Origin of the sequence: Corynebacterium sp. ES2715-CONJ3 (assembly GCF_024814365.1) — a bacterium.
Taxonomy (GTDB): domain Bacteria; phylum Actinomycetota; class Actinomycetes; order Mycobacteriales; family Mycobacteriaceae; genus Corynebacterium.
Map to the genome: position 1 here is coordinate 328,119 of NZ_JANUXS010000001.1, position 22,778 is coordinate 350,896.

The window sequence follows — 22,778 nt, forward strand, 5'->3', positions numbered from 1 at the left end:
CCGCAGGTCTACACGTTGTTGACCTGCGGTTTTAACCGAGAAATAGGGTAGTACCAGAAGATTTGCAAATTACCGTGAAGCGGGCAGAACAGCATTATTAATTTCAACGTTGTAATACAAATATTTTGTGGTAGATTTTCGCATGAGCCTTTGCGTGATCTGTGCAAAGGCGCACTACAAGAATTTTAATCCAGTATTTCCCTAACGATTTGGAGGCTCCAACGTGGCACTCCCACAGTTGACCAACGAGCAGCGTAAAGAAGCCCTGGCAAAGGCTGCAGAAGCACGTAAAGCTCGCGCTAAGCTCAAGGAAGAACTCAAGCGCGGCGACATCACTTTGAAGGAAGTCCTCGAGAAGGCTTCCGAGAACGAAATTATCGGAAAGACCAAGGTTTCTGCGCTGTTGGAGTCCCTGCCCAAGGTTGGTAAGGTCAAGGCCAAGGAAATCATGGAAGAGCTCGAAATTGCTCAGACGCGTCGTCTACGTGGTCTCGGCGATCGTCAGCGCCGTGCGCTCCTGGAGCGTTTCGGATTCTCCGAGGATTAATCACATGAGTGGCGCCAGCGCCCGTGGTCGGTTGGTTGTTTTGCTCGGTCCCTCCGCAGTGGGCAAATCCACGGTGGTGAAAAGGCTGCGCGAGGAACTACCCGACCTTTATTTTTCCGTATCGATGACAACACGGGGGCCTCGCCCTGGCGAGCAGGATGGCAGGGACTACTTCTTTGTCACTGCTGAGTACTTCCAAGAGTGCATCGACAAGGGTGAAATGCTGGAGTGGGCTGATATCCATGGAGGATTGCAGCGCTCCGGGACTCCTGCTCAACCCGTCAAGAACGCGCTTGCAGCCGGACGCCCTGTTCTCATCGAGGTCGACCTCGTAGGGGCGCGCAACGTAGTGGCTATGATGCCTGAGGCTGAATCTGTATTTTTGGCCCCACCTAGTTGGGACACACTTGTTGAGCGCCTTACTAGTCGTGGCACCGAAGATGAAGCTGCCGTCAATCGGCGCTTAGAGACCGCCCGGGTAGAGATGGAAGCGCAGCACGAATTCCGCCATATTGTTGTTAACGACGACCTCGAAGAAGCGGTTACTCGGCTGGTGCGCATCTTTCAAAGCTGAGTATCATGCCTGACTGCTCAGGCTGAGTACTTTTTGTATGCAATACCCAAGCCGGCTAATCTAAGTGCAGGGCAGGGAAAATTTATCAACACAATGAAGGTGAAGAGAAACTAACGTGAGCAACGCTAACGAGAAAAATCAGGGCGTCTACGACAAGCCTACGGGCATTACGGCACCTCCTATCGATGAGCTGCTCGGACGGGTATCTTCCAAATACGCCCTTGTCATATTTGCGGCCAAACGTGCCCGCCAAATTAACTCCTACTTTCAGCAGGAAGACGAGGGAGTGTTCGAATTTGTTGGGCCTCTAGTCACTCCGGAGCACCAAGAAAAGCCACTATCAATCGCTCTGCGAGAAATTGAATCTGGACTTCTTGACCACGAGGAAGGCTAGACGATTCCGCTGTGGGGAGTTCTCAGCGGCTTCCGCCAGCTAGCACCTTCGGCAGATTTTGTCGGAGGTGCTTTCGGTTATTATTGACCACTATCGCAGCCATCTAATTTAATAGAAGATCGTGGATATCCAAGCGAGAGGATTTTAGGTGAGTACACCGCGCACCATCGTCATTGGCGTCGCCGGAGGCATAGCTGCCTATAAGGCATGTGCCTTGATTCGTCATTTCAAGGAATGTGGGGACGATGTCATCGTGGTTCCTACTGAGGCCGCTTTGCAATTTGTCGGCTCAGCCACCTTCGAGGCGCTCAGTGGTAATCCCGTAGCTACCTCAGTTTTTGAAAATGTCGCTGGTGTCCAGCATATACGCATTGGCCAGCAGGCGGATCTGATCATCGTAGCGCCAGCAACAGCTGATTTGCTGGCTCGGGTTGCTAGTGGCCGAGCTGATGATTTGCTCGCAGCTACCATTTTAGTTTCCACATGCCCAGTGGTCTTTGCTCCTGCCATGCATACCGAGATGTGGGAGAATGCCGCCACTGTCGACAATGTCGCGGTGCTGCGATCTCGTGGTTACGTCGTGCTCAATCCAGCCCATGGACGGTTGACAGGTAAGGACTCAGGTCCGGGGCGATTGCTGGAGCCGCTCCAAATCGCCGAGCTCGCACGCAGTGTTGGTGCCGGGGTTCACCTCGAGCAGAGCTTAGTTAACCGGAAAATCGTCATCACAGCGGGGGGGACTAAAGAGGCCATCGATCCAGTGCGGTTCATCAGCAACCATTCCTCCGGGCGTCAAGGCTATGCTTTGGGCGAGATTGCCGCCCAGCGCGGCGCCAACGTGGTGATCATCGCTGGCAATACCCAAGAACTACCAGTGCCCGCCGGTGCCCGCCTGATCATCGTGGAATCTGCGCTCGATATGCATCAGGCATTAACTGAAGAGTTAGCAGATGCGGATGTGCTCATCATGGCAGCGGCGGTCTCGGACTATCGCCCAGCTCAGCTGGCGACAACAAAATTAAAAAAAGACGGCTCTGCGGCCGCACGGCTAACCACCATCGAGATGGTTGAGAATCCCGATATTCTGGCCTCGGTGGTGGAGCAGCGCGACCAAGGCACCCTACCGCAATCGCTTGTTATAGTGGGTTTTGCTGCAGAAACCGGTGATAGCACATATACAGCGCTAGACTACGGGCTGCGCAAACTGGCTAAAAAAGGCTGTGACCTGATGATGCTCAACGAAGTTGGGAGCGGGAAAGTATTCGGTCAAACAACAAATGCTGGTTATATCTTGCACCGCGACGGGCATACGAGTGAGTTAGCCCAGGCATCCAAGGCCGTTATTGCCGCAGCCATTCTCGACAGCGTCGAGTCCCATCTGGAGACCAGGTCTTTGTGATTTTAGACAGCTTGGTCTATATTAGGGTGAGTTCATTCGCATCGCTGAAGCTATGTGTGACGCGATCCTATGTAAAAGTAAAGGCCGACGCATAGGCCCCTAAAATTGAACTAGAGGAAAATTATATGTCTGAGACCACCGCACTTCGGTACTTCACAAGTGAATCCGTGACTGAGGGGCACCCAGATAAAATCTGTGATGCCATCTCGGATGGCATTCTCGATGCCATGCTCGCTAGCGACAAGGATTCTCGCGTTGCAGTGGAAACACTCGTCACCACTGGACAGGTCCACGTGGTGGGGGAAGTACGAACCCAGTCCTATGTTGATATTGCCACCCTAGTTCGCTCTACGCTCAGAGAGATTGGCTTCGTATCCTCTCATGTAGGCTTCGACGGAAGTACCTGCGGCGTCAATATAGCCATCGGCGAGCAAAGTCCAGAAATTGGCGGCTCGGTCTCAGTGTCACAAGAAGCGCGGAGCGGCGAAATTGAAGATCAAAATGATCAAGCTGGAGCGGGCGATCAAGGTCTGATGTTTGGATACGCCTCAGACGAAACTCCCGATTATATGCCGTTGCCGATTTACTTAGCGCATCGACTTGCGCGACGCCTTACCCAGGTGCGAAAGGAATCAATCGTAGGACACCTGAGACCCGATGGTAAGACTCAAGTAACACTCGCTTATGACGAAAACGATCGTCCAGTGGCACTTGACACGGTTGTGGTATCGGCGCAACACGATCCTGAGATTACGCAGGAATGGCTGGCCGAACAGATCACGACCCATGTCATCGACTGGGTGATTGCAGAAACCCAGCTCGATCAGTTGATCACAACCGCGGATAAGAAAGTACTGGTAAACCCCTCGGGGTCCTTTGTTATCGGCGGCCCCATGGGGGATGCAGGTCTGACGGGGCGCAAAATTATCGTTGATACCTACGGTGGCATGGCTCGCCATGGTGGTGGAGCTTTCTCGGGTAAAGATCCCAGTAAGGTTGACCGGTCTGCGGCCTATGCCATGCGATGGGTTGCTAAGAATATTGTGGCAGCGGGCTTGGCTCGACGGGCAGAAGTGCAGGTAGCCTATGCAATCGGCCGAGCTAACCCAGTAGGATTATACGTCGAGACATTCGGAACGGCTCTCAACGGACTCAGCGATGCAGATATCCAATATGCAGTAACGGAGGTTTTCGATCTCAGACCCGCCGCCATCATCCACGACCTCGATCTGCTGCGCCCAATCTACCGGCAGACAGCAGCCTACGGTCATTTCGGCCGTGAGGATCTGGATCTTCCATGGGAAAGGCTTGATCGGGTTGATCAACTCTCCGAGGTGGCAAACCGAATTCTAGCAGCCCGAGCCTAACAGCCGAGCGTCGCACCTATCGTATATATTTCTACTATGGCTAAAACTCGCGAACCAGCACCCTATGCTCCGGTGGCGCGGGTTTTGCCTTTATTGGGGCTATCTCAACTCGACCGAATATTCGAGTATCGTATCGACGCTGAACAATCCGAAGACTGCCAGCCAGGGGTCATGGTAAGGGTCCGATTTGCTCACCGCCTAGTTAACGCGGTGGTAATCGACCGCGTTTCTGACCCCGATCACCCAGGACAACTGAAATGGCTCGAGCGAGTGATTTCTCCCGAGGTTGTGTACACCGAGAAGTTGCGAGCCTTAATTGCCGCCTTAGCAGCGCGATATGGGGGGATCACCAGCGATCTCATACGTGCTGCCATTCCGAGCCGCCATGCAGCAGCTGAAACTTCTGATACCACAACAGCATGGGAAGACTGCGGTGAGGTTAGCGAGCCTGACCTGAGCGCATTCGCTAAATACTCTCACGGAACTAGTTTCGTCGATGCGGTACTCGCTCAGAAAATAGCTCGGGCAGCATGGCAATTTGCGCCCCAGGAGGACTGGGCGCTAGCTATGGCCAATCTAGCGGTAAAAGTCGCACTCGAGGGGCGAGGGGCACTCATCGTGGTGCCACACCAGCGTGACGTGGACCGCCTTGAGAAGGCTCTGCGTACCCTTGTTGGAACCAAGCAAATTACTATTCTTACGTCATCCTTAGGTAAGCAGGCGCGATACCGCCGCTTTCTCTCGGTCCTGCACGGCCAAGGCCGCTTAGTCATAGGTACTCGGAGTGCGGCTTTTGCACCGGTTAATAAATTATCGCTGATTATATTAAAGGATGATGGTGATGAGAATCTCGTCGACCCGCGTGCTCCCTATATACACGCCCGCGAAGTTTTAACTACTCGATCAGCTCAAGAAAAAGCGTCACTCATCCTCGCTGGGTGGACACGAACCGCCGAAAGCCAGTTGCTCGTGGAATCAGGCTGGGTTCACGATCTGAGTGCTCCCCGTGAAGTTATTAGGCGCTCGATGCCAAGAATACATGCCAGCGCGGATACCGCTCTCGCTCTCGAACGCGACCGCTATGCCCGCAACTCTCGTCTACCCAGTAGTGCCTTCCAAGCGATCCGCTCCAGTCTAGAGAAAGGGCTTCCTGCTCTTGTTCAGGTACCTAGAAAAGGCTATATTCCTGTTCTCAGTTGCGGCAATTGTAGGCATCCCGCCCGCTGTCGAGGGTGCAACGGACCATTAGGAATTTCTAACTCTCGGATGCATCCTCGTGCCCTCACACCATCGGACAGGCACTATCCGGTTGCTGCAGCGGTTCCGGAATGTAAGTGGTGTGGCCGCCAAGAACCGAATTATCGATGTATGGAATGTGGCAAACAACAGCTACGCGCAGTCGTCTTAGGGCAAGAAAGGACTGCTGAAGAATTCGGACTAGCTTTCCCACAGACGCCAATCCGAACGTCGGGAGGGAAAAATATACTCGCCACCGTCGTAGACAAGCCAGCCATCGTTATTGCCACACCGGGGGCGGAGCCGACCGTTGACGGTCTCGGCTATGGAGCAGCGGTGTTATTGGATACATGGTCACTCCTAGGGCGGCAAGATCTGCGGGCCACCGAGGAGGCTTTTAAATCTTGGATGTCCGCCTCCAGCTTGGTCATTCCCGGTCGGCATGGGGGAGAGGTTGTGATCGTTGCGGACCCAGGCTTAGCCGTTGTGCAGCATTTGATCAGGTGGGATGCCCCTGGGCACGCGGCTCGAGAATTAGCCGAACGCTCCGAAGTAAATTTGCCCCCTGCCGTTCATATGGCAGCCATTGATGGCGCTGCGGGTGCCGTGGAACAATTTTTGAGAATCGTCGAACTGCCACCATCCGCCGTAGTTTTAGGACCTGTGGATCTGCCACCTGGACAGAGTTTACCCGGTGAATATGATCAGGATTCCTTCGGTCCACCACAGCGGATTCTTATTCGAGCTCCTCTTTTCCCCAAGGACGAGCTTGGCAGGGCGCTCTCCAAAGCCGCATATGCGAGGGCACTCAAGAAGCAAACATTACCCCTGCGCATTCAAGTGGATCCTCTCCGGATTGGCTAAGCCTATCTCTCCTGGTGCTCTCTAGCTCGAGAGCTCACGCTATTTTTCTGCAAAGGATTTCGAGTCGCTTATAGTAGGGAGCAGAAAATACAAGCTAAATGTGGAAAAGTCCTCGCCAGTACAGAAAGAAAAACTATATGCGTCTAATTTTCGCAGGGACCCCAGAGCCCGCGGTCGGAGCCTTAGAAAAACTTATTGCCTCAGATCACGAGGTTGTGGCTGTCCTGACCCGACCTGACGCTCGCCAAGGACGAGGGCGTGCCCTTCATCCTTCACCGGTGGCGCAGCTTGCTATTGACAACGGCATAGAAGTGCTACGGCCGCATACGCTGAAAGCGGGAACCGAAGATGGAGATGAATTTCGCGCAGCGTTATCGCGACTCAATCCAGACTGTGTCCCTGTCGTTGCTTACGGAAATATGATCCCCAGTGATCTGCTGGATGCGGTACCTTTCGGTTTTATCAATCTCCACTTCTCCCTGCTACCTCGGTGGCGCGGAGCAGCCCCCGTTCAAGCTGCTATTGCTGCCGGTGATCGACTAACTGGAGCAAGCACGTTTAGGATCGATGAGGGACTTGATACTGGTGCGCTCATCGACACCGTGGAATACCCCATGATCGGTACTGAGACGGCGGGAGAGTTATTGGCTCACCTTAGCGATCTGGGAGCGGATCTCCTCGTCTCGTCGGTGGATCAGTTAGCCTCGGGTACGGCGCTGCTGAAACCCCAGGAAGGTTCTGTAACACATGCGGCCAAGATCAACGTTGCTAACGCTCGGGTCGATTGGACACTCAGCGCTGCGCATATCGATAGACATATCCGAGCCCATCTTCCAACGCCCGGGCCTTGGACAATGCTGGGCGCCGACAGGATAAAACTTGGGCGCGTGCATCTCTGCGAGGACCATGCGGCTTATTCATTGGCGCCCGGGGAGCTTCTGATCGAGAAGAGACGAGTTCTGGTAGGAACCGGTTCAGGTAGTGTGGCTTTGACTGAAGTTCAAGCGCCGGGCAAAAAAATGATGAACGCTGCTGACTGGGCGCGGGGTTTGAGTACTACAGAAGGGTTGGTTATGCAATGACATTTTCGGCTGGTGGCTTTCGCTCCCGTTCCAACGCTAAGAAGGGCATCCAAGCTGTCCCGCCCTCATCGGACTCTCAGAGCCCGCGATCACAGCGCAGCAAAACCTATGAGAAAAGCTCGTCACGTTTTTACTACACTCCCGGTGGAGACCCACATGATCTGCTGAACGTCGACCTCGCCCGCGCGGTGGCCTTCGATATTATTTACCGCGTCAACGAGGAAGGGGCATACGCGAACCTGGCTCTTCCGCAACTACTGCGTGACTACCGCTTGAAGCGCCGCGACGCCGCTTTCGCCACGGAGTTGACCTATGGATTACTCCGCGTACAAGGGGTCGTCGATGCCGTGATCGCGCATTGCTCTTCACGCCCGCTGCCAGAGATCGACAAGGGCGTTTTGGCCGCTCTGCGGCTCGGAACCTACCAACTCCTCTACACCAGGGTTGACCCCTATGCCGCAGTTGACTCCACTGTCACGCTCGTAGGGGCTATCGGGCAGGAGAAAGCCAAAGGCTTTAGTAATGCGATTTTGCGCCATATCTCCCGAAAAGATAAAGAAAAGTTGCTGGAATCGCTGACACCTCACGGCGAATTAGAGGCGATTGCTTTTCGTCATGCACATCCTGAATGGATCGCGCGAAGCTTCGCTGAAATTCTCGGTTTAGGAGAATTAGAGGAGGCGCTTCATGCTGATTCCTTGCGTCCTACAGTGCACCTTGTGGCGCGTCCCGGTGAGATCTCTGCGGAGGAATTGGCTGCTATAACTGGGGGAGAGATCGGGAAATATTCCCCCTATGCCGTTTATCTAAAATCAGGTGATCCGGGACGTCTCGAACCAGTCAGGGAAGGACTTGCAGCAGTCCAGGACGAAGGTTCGCAGCTTATTGCTAGAGCCTTGGTAGAGGCTGAATTAGAAGGCGACGACACCGGCCGGTGGGCAGACTTATGCGCCGGTCCGGGGGGAAAGACTGCACTGATCGCGAGCCTCGCACGTATGGAGGGGGCTCGTGTAGACGCAGTAGAACTACAGCCACACCGTGCCCAGTTAGTGGCCCAAACTGTGCGCAATCTACCGGTGACGGTTCATACCGCTGATGGTCGAGACTCTGGACTGCAACCAGGCTTCGATCGCATTCTCGTCGATGCTCCTTGTTCCGGTTTGGGTGCTCTCAGGCGTCGCCCCGAAGCACGGTGGCGCAAACAAGAAGCGGATATCACCCAACTTTCTACCTTGCAGTATGAGTTGCTGGAATCGGCGATTACCTTAGTGCGGCCAGGTGGAGTAGTGGTGTATTCCACTTGCTCTCCTGATCTCCGCGAAACTCGCGCCATCGTCGACAAGGCGGTAGAAAAACTCCCGGTGACAGAGTGCGATGCTCACCCGTTTGCTCTCGGTATGGAGCAGACTGGAGATGAGTTGTCTGTACAGATGTGGCCACATCGACATGGCACAGATGCCATGTTCTTCGCTGTATTAAGGAAGAACTAACGCATTCAACAGAAGCGACTACGATGGGGGCATGAGTGATTTAGAATCCCGCGCCATTATTGCCCCATCCATTCTGGCTGCTGATTTCGCCCACCTGGCCAAGGACATTAAGACGGTATCCAATGCTGACTGGATCCACGTCGATATTATGGATGGTCACTTCGTTCCTAATCTTTCGTTTGGTCCGATGGTCACAGAAACCGTGCACCAGCTCACTTCGCAAGAACTCGACGTTCACCTGATGATTGAGGAACCTGAGAAGTGGGTAGACTCCTATATCGATGCGGGCGCCGCGTGCGTCATCTTTCATGTGGAAGCAACACATGACCCTGTGGCACTAGCGCGTCATATTCGCAGCCGCGGGGTCAGGGCAGGATTTTCCCTACGCCCAGGGACGGACCTAACGCCGTATATAGACGTACTCGCCGAATTCGACCTTGTATTAGTGATGAGCGTTGAGCCAGGCTTCGGAGGCCAGTCGTTTATGCCAGAGCAATTGGAGAAGGTCCGGCAGTTAAGAAAGGAAATCACCCATCGCAATCTCTCCACACTCATAGAGATCGACGGCGGCATTGGAACCGATACGATCGAGCAGGCAGCCGCCGCAGGTTGCGATGCTTTTGTAGCCGGCTCTGCAGTTTTTGGCTCTCCAAACCCGCACGCGGTTGTAGCTCACCTCAGAGAACTAGCTACTCGAGCTGCAACCAATAGCTAAACGTGGTTAGCTGCTAAAAACCCCAAACCAGACTCGTCGATCGATTAAGGTTAGATATTTAGGGTTGTGACTTGGGTCGTGGCTATCTGCTATGGGAAGAAGAACCGTTCGTGTTCACTGGAATCATCGAAGAAGTGGGAATTGTAAAAGATATTCGCAAAGGCGACCACTGCACCGAGATTGAATTCGCCGCACAAAAGGTTCTTAGTGATGCCGATAATGGCGCGATCATCGCCGTAAATGGTGTGGGTCTAGCCATCAAATCGCTTGGGGAGAGCGGTTGGGTGAGTGATATCACCACGCACACCTTAGATCACAGCAATTTAGGGCGCCTCCTACGAGGGGCCCACGTTAACCTTGAACGCCCACTGCACGCGCATGCACGACTTGAAGGACATATAGTCGAAGGGCACATCGACACCGTGAGCACGCTGAGAACGCGGGTCAAAGGTCATAGCGGTGACATTCTGAGGTTCGGCATTCCCGTCGGCTGTGCGAAATATCTGGTTCTCAAGGGATCGGTAGCTTTGAACGGCACCAGTTTGGCCGTCGAACAGCTAGGCCCAGAATTCTTTGAGGTAGCGGTACCGACAACACCCAATAATCTGGCCAAGGTTGTCGCCGGCGATATCGTTAACGTGGAATTTAATATAGTGGGCAAGTATCTCGCGCGCTTCAAAGAGCTCCGTAGCCCCACCGTACTAGCTTCGGAGATTGCACTTGATATGGGTGGAGAGGGTTAAGCCAGTAGCCTGGGTTACCAAGCACCCTTTGAAATATCGGTATAATCCCCAGTGGAAGATATCGTCCAGGATCATTAGCTATGCTTCTATGAAACATATTGAATGGCCACTACGACGACTGTGATCAGAAAAGTAGGGGAGCAGTGGAAGAAAAAAAGCCCACCAGCATGAATGAGCGCACGCTCCAGAACTATGTGGCAGCAGATGCGGCTCTTACCACCACCAAGCCGTGGATGCTTGATATATCCAGCGGCAAAATGCGACTATACGCCATCGTATTTTCCCTGATTACCGTAGCGCTGCATACCTTTTTGGCCTTTATCGTTGCCGTCGGAGACACCGGAGCGGCCGTTACCCTCATTGATCAGATAGGATATTTTCTCGTTGGCTGCGTTTTTGCCACAGTAATCTATATCGCACTCTCACGGCCTCGGCTACGTGCAAACGAAGATGGGGTGGAGGTCCGCAATTTCATTGGCACTCAATTTTATCCGTGGGCAGTCATTTACGGTCTGGACATCCCTCAACGAGCATGGATGGCGCGTCTCGAGTTACCAGACTTCGAATACGTTCCCATTTGGGCCATTCTCAAGGCCGATGGCCTGCGTTCTGTCGACGCGGTAGAGAAGTTCCGCGCCCTTGAGGCTAAATTCATGCCGGAAGATTAAGAGTGGCAGATCCAGCTAGCTACCGCCCGGCCAAAGGGACCATCCCAAGCGAGCCGGGCGTCTATAAATTTCTCGACCCCAATCGGCGGGTGATCTACGTCGGGAAAGCTAAGAATCTCCGTAACCGTCTGAGCAACTATTTTCAAGATCTTTCTCAGCTACATCCACGTACTCGCCAAATGGTCACCACTGCAGCGGCAGTGGAATGGACAGTCGTCGGTAGCGAGGTTGAGGCGCTACAACTGGAATATACGTGGATTAAAAAATTCGACCCGCAGTTCAACATTAAGTACCGAGATGATAAGTCCTACCCAGTGTTGGCGGTCAGCGTCGGTGAACGCTTTCCCCGAGCGTTTTTCTACCGCGGCCCGCAACGAAAGGGAATTAGGTATTTCGGGCCCTTTTCCCACGCGTGGGCGGTGCGGGAAACCTTAGATCTTTTGACTCGCGTTTTTCCCATGCGCACGTGCACCAAGGGAGTGTTCCAACGCCACGAATCGCTGGGCCGTCCATGTTTGTTGGGCTATATCGATAAATGCAGTGCGCCGTGCACAGGGAAGGTCGATGAAGCGGAGCACCGTGCGATCGTTAATGGTCTAGTGAGCTTTATGTCTGGCAGTACCGACTCAGTGGTTAAACGAATAGAACGGGAGATGCTCGCAGCAGCTGAAGAGCTCGACTTTGAGAAGGCGGCCAGGTTGCGTGACGACCTGGGGGCAGTCAATAAAATCACCGAACAGCAGGCAATCGTGCTCAGCGATGGCACCGATGCCGATGTTATAGCCCTTGCACACGATCCTCTCGCCGCCGCCATTCAACTCTTCCACGTGCGCCAGGGCAGGGTGCGCGGTCAACGGGGATGGGTGGTAGACCGCACCGATGATACAGAGGCGGAGTTGCGCGAAGTTATGCAAAATTTCCTCATCCAATTTTATTCACAAGCGCTCGAGCAGGAAAGCTATACGCTCGAATCTGAGAAGAAAATCATCAGGCGCGGTGTTGATCAGCAATCGCACAATTCTGATCATGCGGCACGGCGCCCTGGAGACGTAGTACCACGCCAGGTGCTAGTACAGATTCCACCCGCGGATGTGGATCACACCCGTGCTTTTCTCGAGGATCTAAGGGGTAGTGGCGTCGATATCCGAATTCCACAACGCGGTGATAAGCGCACGTTGATGACAACAGTTGAACGCAATGCTGAGGAAGCACTGAAGCAACATAAAATCAAACGCGTCGGTGATCTCACAGCTCGATCGGCAGCCCTTCAAGAGATCCAGGATGCACTCTTCCTCGAACAAGCACCGCTACGCATTGAATGCACCGATATCTCCCATATCCAGGGCACAGATGTTGTAGCTTCTCTCGTAGTTTTCGAAGATGGTCTACCGAAGAAATCCGACTATCGACGCTATAAAATTAAAGAGGCAGCGGGGGATGGGCATTCTAATGATGTCGCCTCAATAGCCGAGGTAACACGGCGTAGATTCCTGCGCTATCAAGAAGATAAGCGTGCCATGCCCGAGGACACTAGCGATGTTTTCAGCGATGAGGAATTGAACGAGGACCAGGGTCAGCGCTTTGCCTATGCGCCTCAGCTTTTCGTCGTCGACGGCGGCCTCCCTCAAGTCAACGCAGCCCAGGCTGTCCTTGATGAATTAGGGATAACCGATGTGGCAGTGATTGGAATCGCAAAACGTCTAGAAGAAGTGTGGATACCCCAGGAGGAGTACCCGCTCATTCTGCCACGAAATTCCGCAGCGCTCTTCCTCATTCAACAGTTACGCGATGAAGCCCACCGCTTCGCTATAACTTTTCACCGACAGCAGCGCAGTACTCGTATGCGCCGGAGTGAGTTGGACGATATTCCAGGGTTAGGAACCTATCGACGTTCTCAACTAGTTAAACATTTTGGCAGCGTTAAAAAATTAAAGGCTGCAACCGAAGAAGAAATCCGTGAGGTTAAGGGATTCGGCCCAGCACTTGCGGCTCAGGTTTTCCAAGCCTTGCATAAAGATTCCTGATCCCCGCATCCAGCTTTAAGCCCGCGGAAGCTTCTGAGACCGTTATAATCTTTGGTATGCACACTGACTCTATAGCTAATCCTGAGTACCCACCGGTCATTATTACGGGGATGTCGGGAGCCGGACTATCATCGGCAGCTCGAGTGCTCGAGGATATGGGCTGGTACGTCACCCAAAATATACCTCCACAATTGCTAGTCAATTTGGTGGAATTCTGCGCGCGAGATAGCTCCCCTGTCAATAAGCTCGCAATAGTTTCAGATGTGCGGTCTCTTGACTTCTCTTTTGGCCTCGATGAAGTCATCGATGAGTTGAAGAAAAAGGGACTGCAACCGCTGGTCATGTTCATGGATGCGCGTGACGATGTGCTCATCAAGCGTTTTGATAACTTGCGTCGTACCCATCCCCTCCAAGGCAGCGGCACTCTACTGGTCGGCATTGAGCGCGAACGCGAACTCATCGCCACCATCAAGGAATCCGCTGATGTCGTTATCGATACCTCTGATCTCTCAGTACATGACTTGCGCCGATCAATCGAGCCAAACTTCTCGGATTTCTCTGGCCAAAAACAGCATATTACCGTTCAATCCTTCGGCTTCAAGCACGGCACCCCACGAGATACCGATATCATGGTGGACGTCCGCTTCCTGCCCAATCCGTTCTGGGTTCCGGAGTTGCGGCCGTTCCGAGGTATCGATGCGCCAGTAGCCCGATATGTTCTGAGTCAACCGGCAGCAGAAGAATTTCTCGACAATTTTTTCCGCATGCTCGTGGATATGCGCGAGGGCTTCGCCCATGAAGGCAAGCGTTTTATCACTGTATCGATCGGATGTACTGGTGGACATCACCGCTCAGTTGCCATCGCGGAGGAGATCGGGCGGCGGCTCAGTGCTATCGACGATCTTGATATCACCGTTAGCCATCGCGATATCGATCGCCACTAGGCTGGACTAATGTTTTTTGATACTCGAGTGGCAAGTTTCGGCGGCGGCCATGGCCTCTTCCAAACCCTACGCGCGGTGCGCCAACTTAGCCCGCACCAAATCACTGCGATCGTAACCGTCGCAGACGACGGAGGATCTTCTGGTCGAATCCGCCGCGAACTTGGTCAAATACCTCCAGGGGATCTGCGGATGGCTCTCGCAGCTCTTGCTCCAAACGATGAGCGGGGAAAACTGTGGGAGGAAACTCTACAGCACCGCTTTGGAGGGCACGGAGCGTTAGCAGGACACGCAGTGGGCAATATGCTCATCTCTGGTCTTTATGACGTGCTCGGTTCCGAAGTGGCGGCTCTCGATGCCGTTGCTGAGATGATACGAGCGGAGGGTCGCGTACTACCGCTTGCTGATCAACCACTTGATATCGAGGCGGAGGTCCAAGGGCTGGAATCGGATCCAAGAATTATGCGCGAAGTGCGGGGGCAAGTAGCTGTTGCCACCACTGTGGGCCAGGTGCGCCGAGTGCGGCTTATCCCCGATAAGCCGTCGGCATGCATTGAAGCACTTTGCGCAGTGGAGCAGGCCGATGTGATTACTTTGGGACCTGGATCTTGGTTTTCCTCGGTCTTGCCGCATTTGCTTGTTCCTGAGATGGTGGAAGCCATTAATCAAAGCTCCGCGCTCCGTATCGTCATACTCAATTTGGATGCCGAACCAGGGGAGACAGCCGGCTTTAGTGCGGAACGACACTTGCATATTATGCGACAGCATGCGCAGAACTTTAGCGCCGATATCGTTATTGCTGATTCCTCTGCATTGGGTACACAAGCTGATCGCACTCACCTCGAGCGTGCTGCTGAGAGCATAGGAGCACAATTAAAATTCTACGATCTAAGAGAAGCAGACTATAGGGGGGCTTATACTTCACGTCACGACCCCCGGAAATTGGCAGCTGCACTGCGACAGGAGTATTCAGATCGGGCGGGTGAGGGGGAGGGAACTCTCCATTCTCGCCACAGCTAGTACAATATCTCCTTGGCGAGCAGCCAATCCTGATGAGTCGAGGTGAATGCTGGCCGCCCAATTATAGAGATCACTGGAAAAGAAGGTGTGTCGTATGACCGGACTAAGCGCTCAGATAAAGCAAGAACTGTGCACTGTGACGGTCACTCGGCGAAGCTCACGCATTGCCGAAATCGCAGCCGTTATACGTTTGGCGGGGACAATCGAGCACCTTCCGCATCATATCGTCGTAGAGATAGAGCTCGATGCGCTCTGCGTGGCGCGCCGCGTCAAGGAAGAGATCGAGGATCTATTTGGAAACCACGTTTCCCTGATGGAACTAGGTGCGCATTCCTCAAGGAAAGCCCCCAAATACTTGCTGAGAATAAGCGAGGATGCTGATAAGCTCATCCGGCGCGTGGGACTCGTCACTCGCTCAGGACATACCGTTGTTGGTCTACCACCCCAAGTCATTGCAGGGGCGGTCACAGACCAAGAGGCGGCATGGCGAGGAGCTTTCCTGGCTGCGGGCACGCTAGGCGACCCAGGGCGCAGCAGCGGTTTAGAGATCGCTGCCCCCGGACAAGAGGCATCCCTGGCTTTGGCTGGGTGTGCGAGGCGTTTTGGCATAACCGCAAAGACTAAAGAGTCACGGGGACAGGAGAAAGTAACTATTCGCGACGGCGAGGCCATTTCGGCACTGCTATCGCGGCTTGGCGCTCATTCCAGTCGCATCCAGTGGGACCAAAAACGTCAGCGCTTGGACGCTCGCCCAACCGGGAATAGACTGGCCAATTTCGACGATGCCAATCTCCGTCGCTCAGCGCGTGCCGCAGTGGCGGCGGCTGCCCGGGTAGAACGAGCCATGGCGATCTTAGGGGACGATGTTCCCGACCATCTTGCAGAAGCAGGCTTACTGAGGGTGAGACACCGCCAAGCTTCATTGGAGGAGCTAGGGAGGCTTGCTGATCCCCAAATGACCAAAGATGCAGTGGCCGGTCGAATCAGGCGGCTCTTATCCATGGCTGACAAACGCGCAGAGGAACTTGGTCTTCCCAATACCCTGACCGCGGTTACCGAGGAGCTACTGGACGAGCTATAGCTGTTATTGGACTATCTTTTTCACGAAGTCCGATCCTCATTCTCTTCGCATGAGATAGCGGTGTGACCATATTCACCCGGCCTCACTAAAGAAGTGGGAATCCCACATACGATTGTTATGAACTATGGGATAGGGGTGGCACCTTTGGGGGTAGACATGCCTAGCTATGTGGTTTTTGAGAACCGGATTCTCAATTTTCAGGGGTTATATCGCAGGAAAGTACCCCCAAAGATGGCAGAGAAGCCGAAATGGCCGCTATACGCTCGATGAAATCATCCGTGCGCAAAGACCCATAACTCGCTACACTGTAAAGGTGACGGCACAAAGCTTTCGAAGCATTTGCGTAAGTGAGAAATTCCCATACGGGATCTAACTCAGCTTCGAACTCATATGTCGGACAAAACAAGTATTTCTACTTTTTCAAGGAGATAATCAGTGACTATTCGTGTTGGTATTAACGGCTTCGGTCGTATTGGCCGCAACTTCTTCCGTGCCATTGAGGCGCGCGGCGCCGATATCGAGGTTGTAGCAGTTAACGACCTGACCGATAACAAGACCCTTTCTCACCTGCTCAAGAACGACTCCGTTCTAGGCCGCTTGGGTAAAGAGGTCGCTTTCGACGACGAGTCCATCACCGTAGATGGCCACAAGATCGTTGTCACTGCAGAGCGCGATCCAAAGAACCTCAAATGGGGCGACCTCAACGTTGACATCGTTATCGAGTCCACTGGTTTCTTCACCAACGCTGATGCAGCGAAGGCTCACCTCGAGGCCGGAGCGAAGAAGGTTATCATCTCCGCTCCAGCAAAGAACGAAGATGCAACCTTCGTTGTTGGTGTCAACCACACCGACTACGATCCTGCGAACCATCACATCATCTCCAACGCATCCTGCACCACTAACTGCCTGGCACCTCTTGCTAAGGCCCTTAATGATGGTCTTGGCATTGAAAAGGGTCTCATGACCACCATCCACGCTTATACCGGTGATCAGCGCATCCACGATGCACCTCACAGCGACTTGCGCCGTGCCCGCGCTGCAGCCGTGAATATCGTGCCTACCTCCACCGGTGCAGCCAAGGCTGTTGCCTTGGTTCTCCCAGAGCTCAAAGGCAAACTTGACGGCTTTGCAATGCGCGTTCCAGTTATCACTGGTTCCGCTACCGACTTGACCTTCACCGCTTCCCGCGAGACCAGCGTTGAAGAAGTCAATGAGATCGTGAAGAAGGCCGCTGAGGGCGCGCTCAAGGGTGCTCTTACCTACAGTGATGAGCCTTTGGTATCCACTGATATCGTTACCCACCCTTCCCCTTCCATCTTCGATTCCGGTCTGACCAAGGTCATCGGCGACCAGGTGAAGGTTGTTTCTTGGTACGACAACGAGTGGGGCTACTCCAACCAGCTTGTTGCTCTCACCGAGTACGTGGGCGAGCGCCTCTAAGAAACGTGATCTGAGCCGCTCGTGAGTCATCGTCATAGTACCTCTAGCGGCACAGACTAGTGAAAGTCCCGGCACTTACCTCACGGTAGGGGCTGGGGCTTTCCTCTTGTTTTCTCCTCATTACCTCTAGAAAGGCTTGTCTTAAAATGGCTGTCAAAACTCTCCAAGATCTCATCAAAGAAGGCGTGAGCGGACGCCACATCCTCGTGCGCTCTGATTTCAACGTTCCACTCAACGACGCCCGTGAAATTACCGACGCCGGTCGTATCACTGCCTCGCTGCCTACTATTAAGGCTCTTTCCGAAGCCGGTGCCCGCGTTATTCTCATGGCCCATCTGGGCCGCCCCAAGGGTGAAGTGAACGAAAAATATTCCCTCGCTCCTGTCGCAGAGGCCCTGTCTGAGGCCCTCGGACAGTACGTCGCTCTAGCAGCGGATGTCGTGGGGGAGGACGCCCACGAGCGCGCTAATGGCCTCAACGATGGAGATGTCCTGCTGCTTGAGAATGTACGCTTCGACCCTCGTGAAACTTCGAAAGACGAAGGCGAGCGTGGCAGCTTCGCCGACCAGCTCGTAGCCCTTGCTGCTGAGAAGGGGGCCTTTGTATCCGATGGATTCGGCGTTGTCCACCGTGCTCAAGCATCGGTTTATGATGTGGCCAAGCGGCTGCCCCACTATGCTGGTCATCTGGTGCAAAAGGAAATCGACGTGCTCCGCAAGATGGTGGACGCTCCCGAGCGCCCGTATACCGTCATCCTGGGGGGCGCCAAAGTCTCCGATAAACTCGGGGTAATCGAAGCACTTGCCAGCAAGGCAGATAAGATCATTATCGGCGGAGGCATGTGCTATACCTTCCTCGCAGCCAAGGGCATCAACGTTCAAGAATCCCTGCTTCAGGAGGAACAGATTGATAACTGCCGTTCTCTGATGGAAACTTTTGGAGACAAGCTCGTTCTTCCTGTTGATCTCGTTTCCGCCTCCCACTTCGCTCAAGACGCAGAAACCAAGATCGTTGAACGCGACAGCATTCCGGAGGGATGGATGTCCTTGGATGTTGGACCTGAAACTGTCAAGAAATACGCCGCTGTGATTAAGGAAGCTAAGACCATCTTCTGGAACGGACCCATGGGCGTCTTCGAATTTGAGGCTTTCTCGAAGGGCACTAAGGGAATCGCTGAAGCAATCATCGATGCTACCTCTGGCGGAGCCTTCTCCGTTGTTGGTGGCGGCGATTCCGCGGCCGCTGTCCGTAGCCTTGGCCTCAAGGAGGAGGGATTTAGCCATATCTCCACTGGTGGTGGCGCCTCCCTAGAATTCCTTGAAGGTAAAGAATTGCCTGGCGTGAAGGTACTGGAAGGCTAGAAGACTTCAACACTAGGCAAGGATACAACCTCCTTGCCTCAATGGATCGACTACCCGGCGAATCCCGTGAGGTTCGCACGGAAAGGAATGTGAAAAATATGGCACGTAAACCACTTATCGCTGGCAACTGGAAGATGAACCTCAATCACCTCGAGGCGACTGCCTGCGTTCAAAAGCTCGCTTTTGCTTTGCCCAAGGAGTACTACGAGAAGGTCGACGTCGCAGTGACTGTACCTTTTACTGATTTACGCTCGGTGCAAACCCTCGTAGAGGGTGACAAGCTACAGATCACCTACGGCGCTCAAGACGTATCCCGTCACGAATCTGGCGCCTATACTGGCGAAATTGCAGCTGGCATGCTCGAGAAACTCGGCTGCTCCTGGGTTGTTATCGGCCACTCTGAGCGTCGCGAATACCACGGGGAAAGTAATGAACTCGTCGCCGCCAAAGCTCAAGTTACGCTCAAGCATGGCATGCACCCCATAGTATGTGTCGGCGAAGAACTGCCCATCCGTGAGGCTGGACAGCACGTAGAGTATGTAGTCGAGCAAACTCGTGCATCGCTGGCCGGACTGAGCGCCGATGATCTCGCCAAGACCGTGATCGCATATGAGCCGGTCTGGGCAATCGGTACCGGCAAAGTTGCTTCCGCTGCGGATGCTCAAGAAGTATGCGCCGCAATCCGCGGTTTGCTCAAGGAACTGGCCGGCGAGGAGATCGCTCATCAGATGCGGATCCTCTATGGCGGTTCGGTAAAGGCTGAGACTGTGGCTGAGTTAGTGTCTCAGCCCGATGTAGATGGAGGCCTCGTGGGCGGTGCCTCCCTCGACGGTGAGGCATTCGCAAAACTGGCAGCTAATGCTGCTGGTGGCGCCCTATAAATAAGAGGTTAACGGTGAGGCTTCGGCGCTTGTGAAGGTCGAAGCCTCTCCTTTTTGTCCACCATCTCAGCGCTGCGTGCACTAACAACTAGGGTAGGTGGCGCATATTCAGCCGGTTGCGTTAACACAGGCGGTTTTAAAGTACTTTTCTATTGTGAGGCTGATCAGCAGTTATGACAATTTCAGTGAAAGAAGATATGCGGTATCTCGGTTCACTCCTCGGCAAGGTTATCGCAGAGCAAGAGGGTGAGGAGGTACTCGAGCGGGTCGAGGCGGCTCGGCAACTGTCCTTCAAGGTAGCCAGAAATGAGGCAGGTATCCAGGAGCTAGTTGCTATGTTCCGTGACCAAACTTCAGAAGCATTCCTGCCTGTGGTTCGCGGCTTCTACCACTTTGCTCTCCTGGCCAACGTTGTGGAGGACCTTCACGACCATTGCGAATTTGTTGCTTCGCGCGAGAAGGGGGAGCCAGCAAAAGACTCCACTTTGGAAGCAACCTGGAAAAAGCTCGTCGACTCCGAAGTAGCTGGGGAAGATATAGCGGATATGCTAGCCAATGCCGAAATCGCGCCGGTACTAACCGCGCACCCCACCGAAACTCGACGTCGCACAGTATTTGATGCCCAGAGTCATATCACTGAGCAGCTCAGACGCCGGCACCGAGTTATTCAAGCTGGAGAAAATGCCCTCACTCAATCCCGGTTGTCCCACATCGAGAATGAGATTAAGCGATGGATGAATACCCTCTGGCAGACTGCTTTGATGCGAGTAGCCCGGCCGACAATCGAAGACGAGATTGAGGTGGGTTTGCGGTACTATAAATTAGCCCTTCTGCAGGCCATCCCTGAGCTTAACCAAAGCGTGAAGCACCAACTTTTTGACCACTATGGCATCCGCGCCCGTGAAGGCGCTGCCATCAAGCCAGGCTCGTGGATCGGTGGTGATCACGACGGAAACCCCTATGTCACAGCAAAAACGCTTCATTATGCCACTACCCGTGCTGCCGAAACTGTCCTGAAATACTATATAGCGCAGCTGCATAAGCTCGAACATGAACTCAGTATCTCAGACCGGATTTCGAGCGTCACCGAAGAGCTACTAGAACTGGCCGCTCAGGGGCACAACGATATACCCGGCCGTGTGGATGAACCCTATCGACGTGCGATTCATGGAATTCGCGGTCGCATGATGGCCACTCTAGCCTCCCTCATCGAATCCGCCGCACCAGAGGACGATTGGTACCAGATCCATGAACCTTATGCCAGCGCCGAGGAAACTGCTCGTGACTTAGAGATCATTGACGCCTCGCTGCGTGCTTCAAATGATGACACAATCGCTGAAGACCGATTAGCGTTAGTGCGCACGGCCCTCATGACCTTCGGTTTCAATCTCTACTCGATGGATTTACGTCAAAATTCTGATAGCTACGAGGACGCTCTGACAGAGATCTTCGCCCACGCTCAGGTGACAGAAGATTATCGTAGCCTCGATGAGCAGTCTAAGAGAGAAATACTCTTGCGCGAATTGCGCTCGCGGCGACCACTCATTTCTAAGAGCGGAGGAGACTTCAGCGAGGCCACCCAACGCGAGCTTGATTTGCTCGAAGAAGCTAAGCGGGCGATAGATAAGTTCGGTCCTCGGATGATTCCTCACTCGATCATATCGATGGCACAATCCGTTTCCGATATCTTAGAGCCGATGGTACTACTCAAAGAGTTCGGCATTATCGAGGCCAACGGAGATCATCCCACAGGCGATATCGATATTATTCCGCTATTTGAGACTATCGATGATTTGGCCGCTGGTTCTACTATCCTCGAGGAGCTATGGGGCATCCCGCTTTACCGTTCCTACCTTCGCCAGCGCGGCGATATGCAGGAGGTCATGCTCGGATATTCAGATTCCAATAAGGACGGAGGATACTTTGCCGCGAATTGGGCGCTCTACGACGCCGAAGTGGATCTCGTTCAACTTAGCCAGCGCCATAATATCAGGCTGCGTTTATTCCATGGCCGCGGAGGTGTTGTGGGTCGAGGAGGCGGACCTTCTTACGACGCGATATTAGCCCAACCGCATGGTGCTGTTCAGGGCGCGGTGCGCATCACCGAACAGGGAGAGGTTATATCTGCCAAATATGGAACGCTGGAGACGGCCCGTCGTAATCTGGAAACACTGCTTGCTGCCACTATAGAGGCGACGCTACTGAAAAAGAAGAATCCCGCGCGAGAAGAAGCACACCAGATTATGCGAGATATCTCGGCCCTAAGCCAGGAAAAGTATGCAGCTTTAGCTCATGAGGACCCAGGTTTCATTGACTATTTCAAAGCATCGACGCCGCTGGCTGAGATTGGGTCACTGAATATAGGGTCACGCCCTGCCTCGCGCAAGCAGACTGAGGCTATCTCAGATCTACGGGCTATTCCATGGGTACTAAGCTGGACCCAATCACGCGTGATGCTGCCCGGATGGTTTGGCGTGGGAACCGCGCTGAAATGCTGGATTGAACAGGGTGAAGATCCTAACGCACGCCTAGAAAAGCTAAGGATGCTCTATAAGGAGTGGCCATTCTTCGATGCGCTGCTGTCCAATATGGCCCAGGTGATGTCGAAGACTGAAATGACTCTAGCCAAGTTGTATTCAGAATTAGTTGAAGATCAAGAAGCCGCTATTCGGATCTATGAAACGATCCAGGCAGAATACGAGCTCACTAAGGAAATGTTCCTCGCTATTTCGGGAGCCAGAGAACTGCTCTACGACAACCCGCAGCTCGCTCGATCAGTGCGTCGCCGGTATCCTTATCTGCTGCCACTCAATGTTATCCAAGCGGAATTGCTGAGACGGTATCGTGCAGATGGATCCGAGGGTGACCGAGAGGCCTCCGTCGGCTACGGGATTCGTTTAACGATGAACGGTTTAGCAACCGCACTGCGGAATTCAGGCTAGTGATAATGT

General features: G+C 53.7%; 19 protein-coding genes. All 19 read left to right on the top strand.

Going from position 1 to position 22,778, the window contains the following annotated elements; all coding sequences use genetic code 11:
• Positions 1-223: 223 nt before the first annotated feature.
• The 19 genes from mihF to ppc all read left to right on the top strand — a co-directional run bounded on the left by mihF (position 224) and on the right by ppc (position 22,769).
• Positions 224-547 carry an integration host factor, actinobacterial type gene (gene mihF, locus NXT00_RS01515; protein ID WP_259076728.1) on the top strand — a complete coding sequence of 108 codons (324 nt, stop codon included), beginning with the start codon at positions 224-226 and terminating at the stop codon, positions 545-547.
• A gap of 4 nt (positions 548-551) precedes the next feature.
• Complete coding sequence (gmk, locus tag NXT00_RS01520; RefSeq protein WP_259157774.1) at positions 552-1,121, top strand: guanylate kinase; 570 nt, start codon at positions 552-554, stop codon at positions 1,119-1,121.
• A 115-nt stretch (positions 1,122-1,236) separates the two neighbouring features.
• Positions 1,237-1,515, top strand: coding sequence for a DNA-directed RNA polymerase subunit omega (gene rpoZ / locus NXT00_RS01525; RefSeq protein WP_259076734.1), 279 nt, complete (start codon positions 1,237-1,239; stop codon positions 1,513-1,515).
• A 148-nt stretch (positions 1,516-1,663) separates the two neighbouring features.
• Positions 1,664-2,914: a bifunctional phosphopantothenoylcysteine decarboxylase/phosphopantothenate--cysteine ligase CoaBC gene (gene coaBC / locus NXT00_RS01530; protein ID WP_259157776.1), complete on the top strand. Its 1,251-nt coding sequence runs from the start codon at positions 1,664-1,666 to the stop codon at positions 2,912-2,914.
• Positions 2,915-3,039: 125 nt separating this feature from the next.
• Positions 3,040-4,281, top strand: a complete 1,242-nt coding sequence (metK, locus tag NXT00_RS01535) for a methionine adenosyltransferase (protein WP_259076739.1) — start codon at positions 3,040-3,042, stop codon at positions 4,279-4,281.
• Between the two features lie 36 nt (positions 4,282-4,317).
• Positions 4,318-6,381, top strand: coding sequence for a primosomal protein N' (locus NXT00_RS01540; RefSeq protein WP_259076742.1), 2,064 nt, complete (start codon positions 4,318-4,320; stop codon positions 6,379-6,381).
• Between the two features lie 137 nt (positions 6,382-6,518).
• Positions 6,519-7,463, top strand: a complete 945-nt coding sequence (gene fmt, locus NXT00_RS01545; protein ID WP_259157777.1) for a methionyl-tRNA formyltransferase — start codon at positions 6,519-6,521, stop codon at positions 7,461-7,463.
• Positions 7,460-8,953, top strand: coding sequence for an RsmB/NOP family class I SAM-dependent RNA methyltransferase (locus NXT00_RS01550; RefSeq protein WP_259076747.1), 1,494 nt, complete (start codon positions 7,460-7,462; stop codon positions 8,951-8,953). The genes fmt and NXT00_RS01550 overlap by 4 nt, the downstream gene beginning before the upstream one ends.
• A 31-nt stretch (positions 8,954-8,984) precedes the next feature.
• Positions 8,985-9,668 carry a ribulose-phosphate 3-epimerase gene (rpe, locus tag NXT00_RS01555; protein WP_259076749.1) on the top strand — a complete coding sequence of 228 codons (684 nt, stop codon included), beginning with the start codon at positions 8,985-8,987 and terminating at the stop codon, positions 9,666-9,668.
• A gap of 110 nt (positions 9,669-9,778) precedes the next feature.
• Positions 9,779-10,411 carry a riboflavin synthase gene (locus NXT00_RS01560; protein WP_259076759.1) on the top strand — a complete coding sequence of 211 codons (633 nt, stop codon included), beginning with the start codon at positions 9,779-9,781 and terminating at the stop codon, positions 10,409-10,411.
• A gap of 167 nt (positions 10,412-10,578) precedes the next feature.
• A complete protein-coding gene (locus tag NXT00_RS01565) occupies positions 10,579-11,079 on the top strand; it encodes a PH domain-containing protein (RefSeq protein ID WP_259076772.1) in 501 nt (166 codons plus the stop codon).
• A gap of 2 nt (positions 11,080-11,081) precedes the next feature.
• Entirely contained in the window at positions 11,082-13,103 is a 2,022-nt protein-coding gene (gene uvrC, locus NXT00_RS01570; RefSeq protein WP_259076776.1) for an excinuclease ABC subunit UvrC, read from the top strand.
• A 56-nt stretch (positions 13,104-13,159) separates the two neighbouring features.
• Entirely contained in the window at positions 13,160-14,047 is an 888-nt protein-coding gene (gene rapZ, locus NXT00_RS01575; RefSeq protein WP_259157778.1) for an RNase adapter RapZ, read from the top strand.
• Positions 14,048-14,056: 9 nt separating this feature from the next.
• Positions 14,057-15,064: a uridine diphosphate-N-acetylglucosamine-binding protein YvcK gene (yvcK, locus tag NXT00_RS01580; protein WP_259076781.1), complete on the top strand. Its 1,008-nt coding sequence runs from the start codon at positions 14,057-14,059 to the stop codon at positions 15,062-15,064.
• 94 nt (positions 15,065-15,158) lie between these two features.
• Positions 15,159-16,145, top strand: coding sequence for a DNA-binding protein WhiA (gene whiA, locus NXT00_RS01585; protein ID WP_259076796.1), 987 nt, complete (start codon positions 15,159-15,161; stop codon positions 16,143-16,145).
• 435 nt (positions 16,146-16,580) lie between these two features.
• Positions 16,581-17,585, top strand: coding sequence for a type I glyceraldehyde-3-phosphate dehydrogenase (gap, locus tag NXT00_RS01590; RefSeq protein WP_259076798.1), 1,005 nt, complete (start codon positions 16,581-16,583; stop codon positions 17,583-17,585).
• A gap of 146 nt (positions 17,586-17,731) precedes the next feature.
• Positions 17,732-18,946 carry a phosphoglycerate kinase gene (locus NXT00_RS01595; RefSeq protein ID WP_259076801.1) on the top strand — a complete coding sequence of 405 codons (1,215 nt, stop codon included), beginning with the start codon at positions 17,732-17,734 and terminating at the stop codon, positions 18,944-18,946.
• Between the two features lie 98 nt (positions 18,947-19,044).
• On the top strand, positions 19,045-19,827 hold the full coding sequence (gene tpiA / locus NXT00_RS01600; RefSeq protein WP_259076803.1) for a triose-phosphate isomerase: 783 nt from the start codon (positions 19,045-19,047) through the stop codon (positions 19,825-19,827).
• A 173-nt stretch (positions 19,828-20,000) separates the two neighbouring features.
• Complete coding sequence (ppc, locus tag NXT00_RS01605) at positions 20,001-22,769, top strand: phosphoenolpyruvate carboxylase (RefSeq protein WP_259076806.1); 2,769 nt, start codon at positions 20,001-20,003, stop codon at positions 22,767-22,769.
• The last annotated feature ends 9 nt before the right edge of the window (positions 22,770-22,778 follow it).

Bases quoted from the DNA above. Each gene is read 5' to 3' on its own strand.
- gmk (WP_259157774.1), top strand. From the start codon at position 552: ATGAGTGGCGCCAGCGCCCGTGGTCGGTTGGTTGTTTTGCTCGGTCCC.
- metK (WP_259076739.1), top strand. From the start codon at position 3,040: ATGTCTGAGACCACCGCACTTCGGTACTTCACAAGTGAATCCGTGACT.
- NXT00_RS01540 (WP_259076742.1), top strand. From the start codon at position 4,318: ATGGCTAAAACTCGCGAACCAGCACCCTATGCTCCGGTGGCGCGGGTT.
- fmt (WP_259157777.1), top strand. From the start codon at position 6,519: ATGCGTCTAATTTTCGCAGGGACCCCAGAGCCCGCGGTCGGAGCCTTA.
- NXT00_RS01550 (WP_259076747.1), top strand. From the start codon at position 7,460: ATGACATTTTCGGCTGGTGGCTTTCGCTCCCGTTCCAACGCTAAGAAG.
- rpe (WP_259076749.1), top strand. From the start codon at position 8,985: ATGAGTGATTTAGAATCCCGCGCCATTATTGCCCCATCCATTCTGGCT.
- NXT00_RS01565 (WP_259076772.1), top strand. From the start codon at position 10,579: ATGAATGAGCGCACGCTCCAGAACTATGTGGCAGCAGATGCGGCTCTT.
- rapZ (WP_259157778.1), top strand. From the start codon at position 13,160: ATGCACACTGACTCTATAGCTAATCCTGAGTACCCACCGGTCATTATT.
- yvcK (WP_259076781.1), top strand. From the start codon at position 14,057: ATGTTTTTTGATACTCGAGTGGCAAGTTTCGGCGGCGGCCATGGCCTC.
- whiA (WP_259076796.1), top strand. From the start codon at position 15,159: ATGACCGGACTAAGCGCTCAGATAAAGCAAGAACTGTGCACTGTGACG.
- NXT00_RS01595 (WP_259076801.1), top strand. From the start codon at position 17,732: ATGGCTGTCAAAACTCTCCAAGATCTCATCAAAGAAGGCGTGAGCGGA.
- tpiA (WP_259076803.1), top strand. From the start codon at position 19,045: ATGGCACGTAAACCACTTATCGCTGGCAACTGGAAGATGAACCTCAAT.
- ppc (WP_259076806.1), top strand. From the start codon at position 20,001: ATGACAATTTCAGTGAAAGAAGATATGCGGTATCTCGGTTCACTCCTC.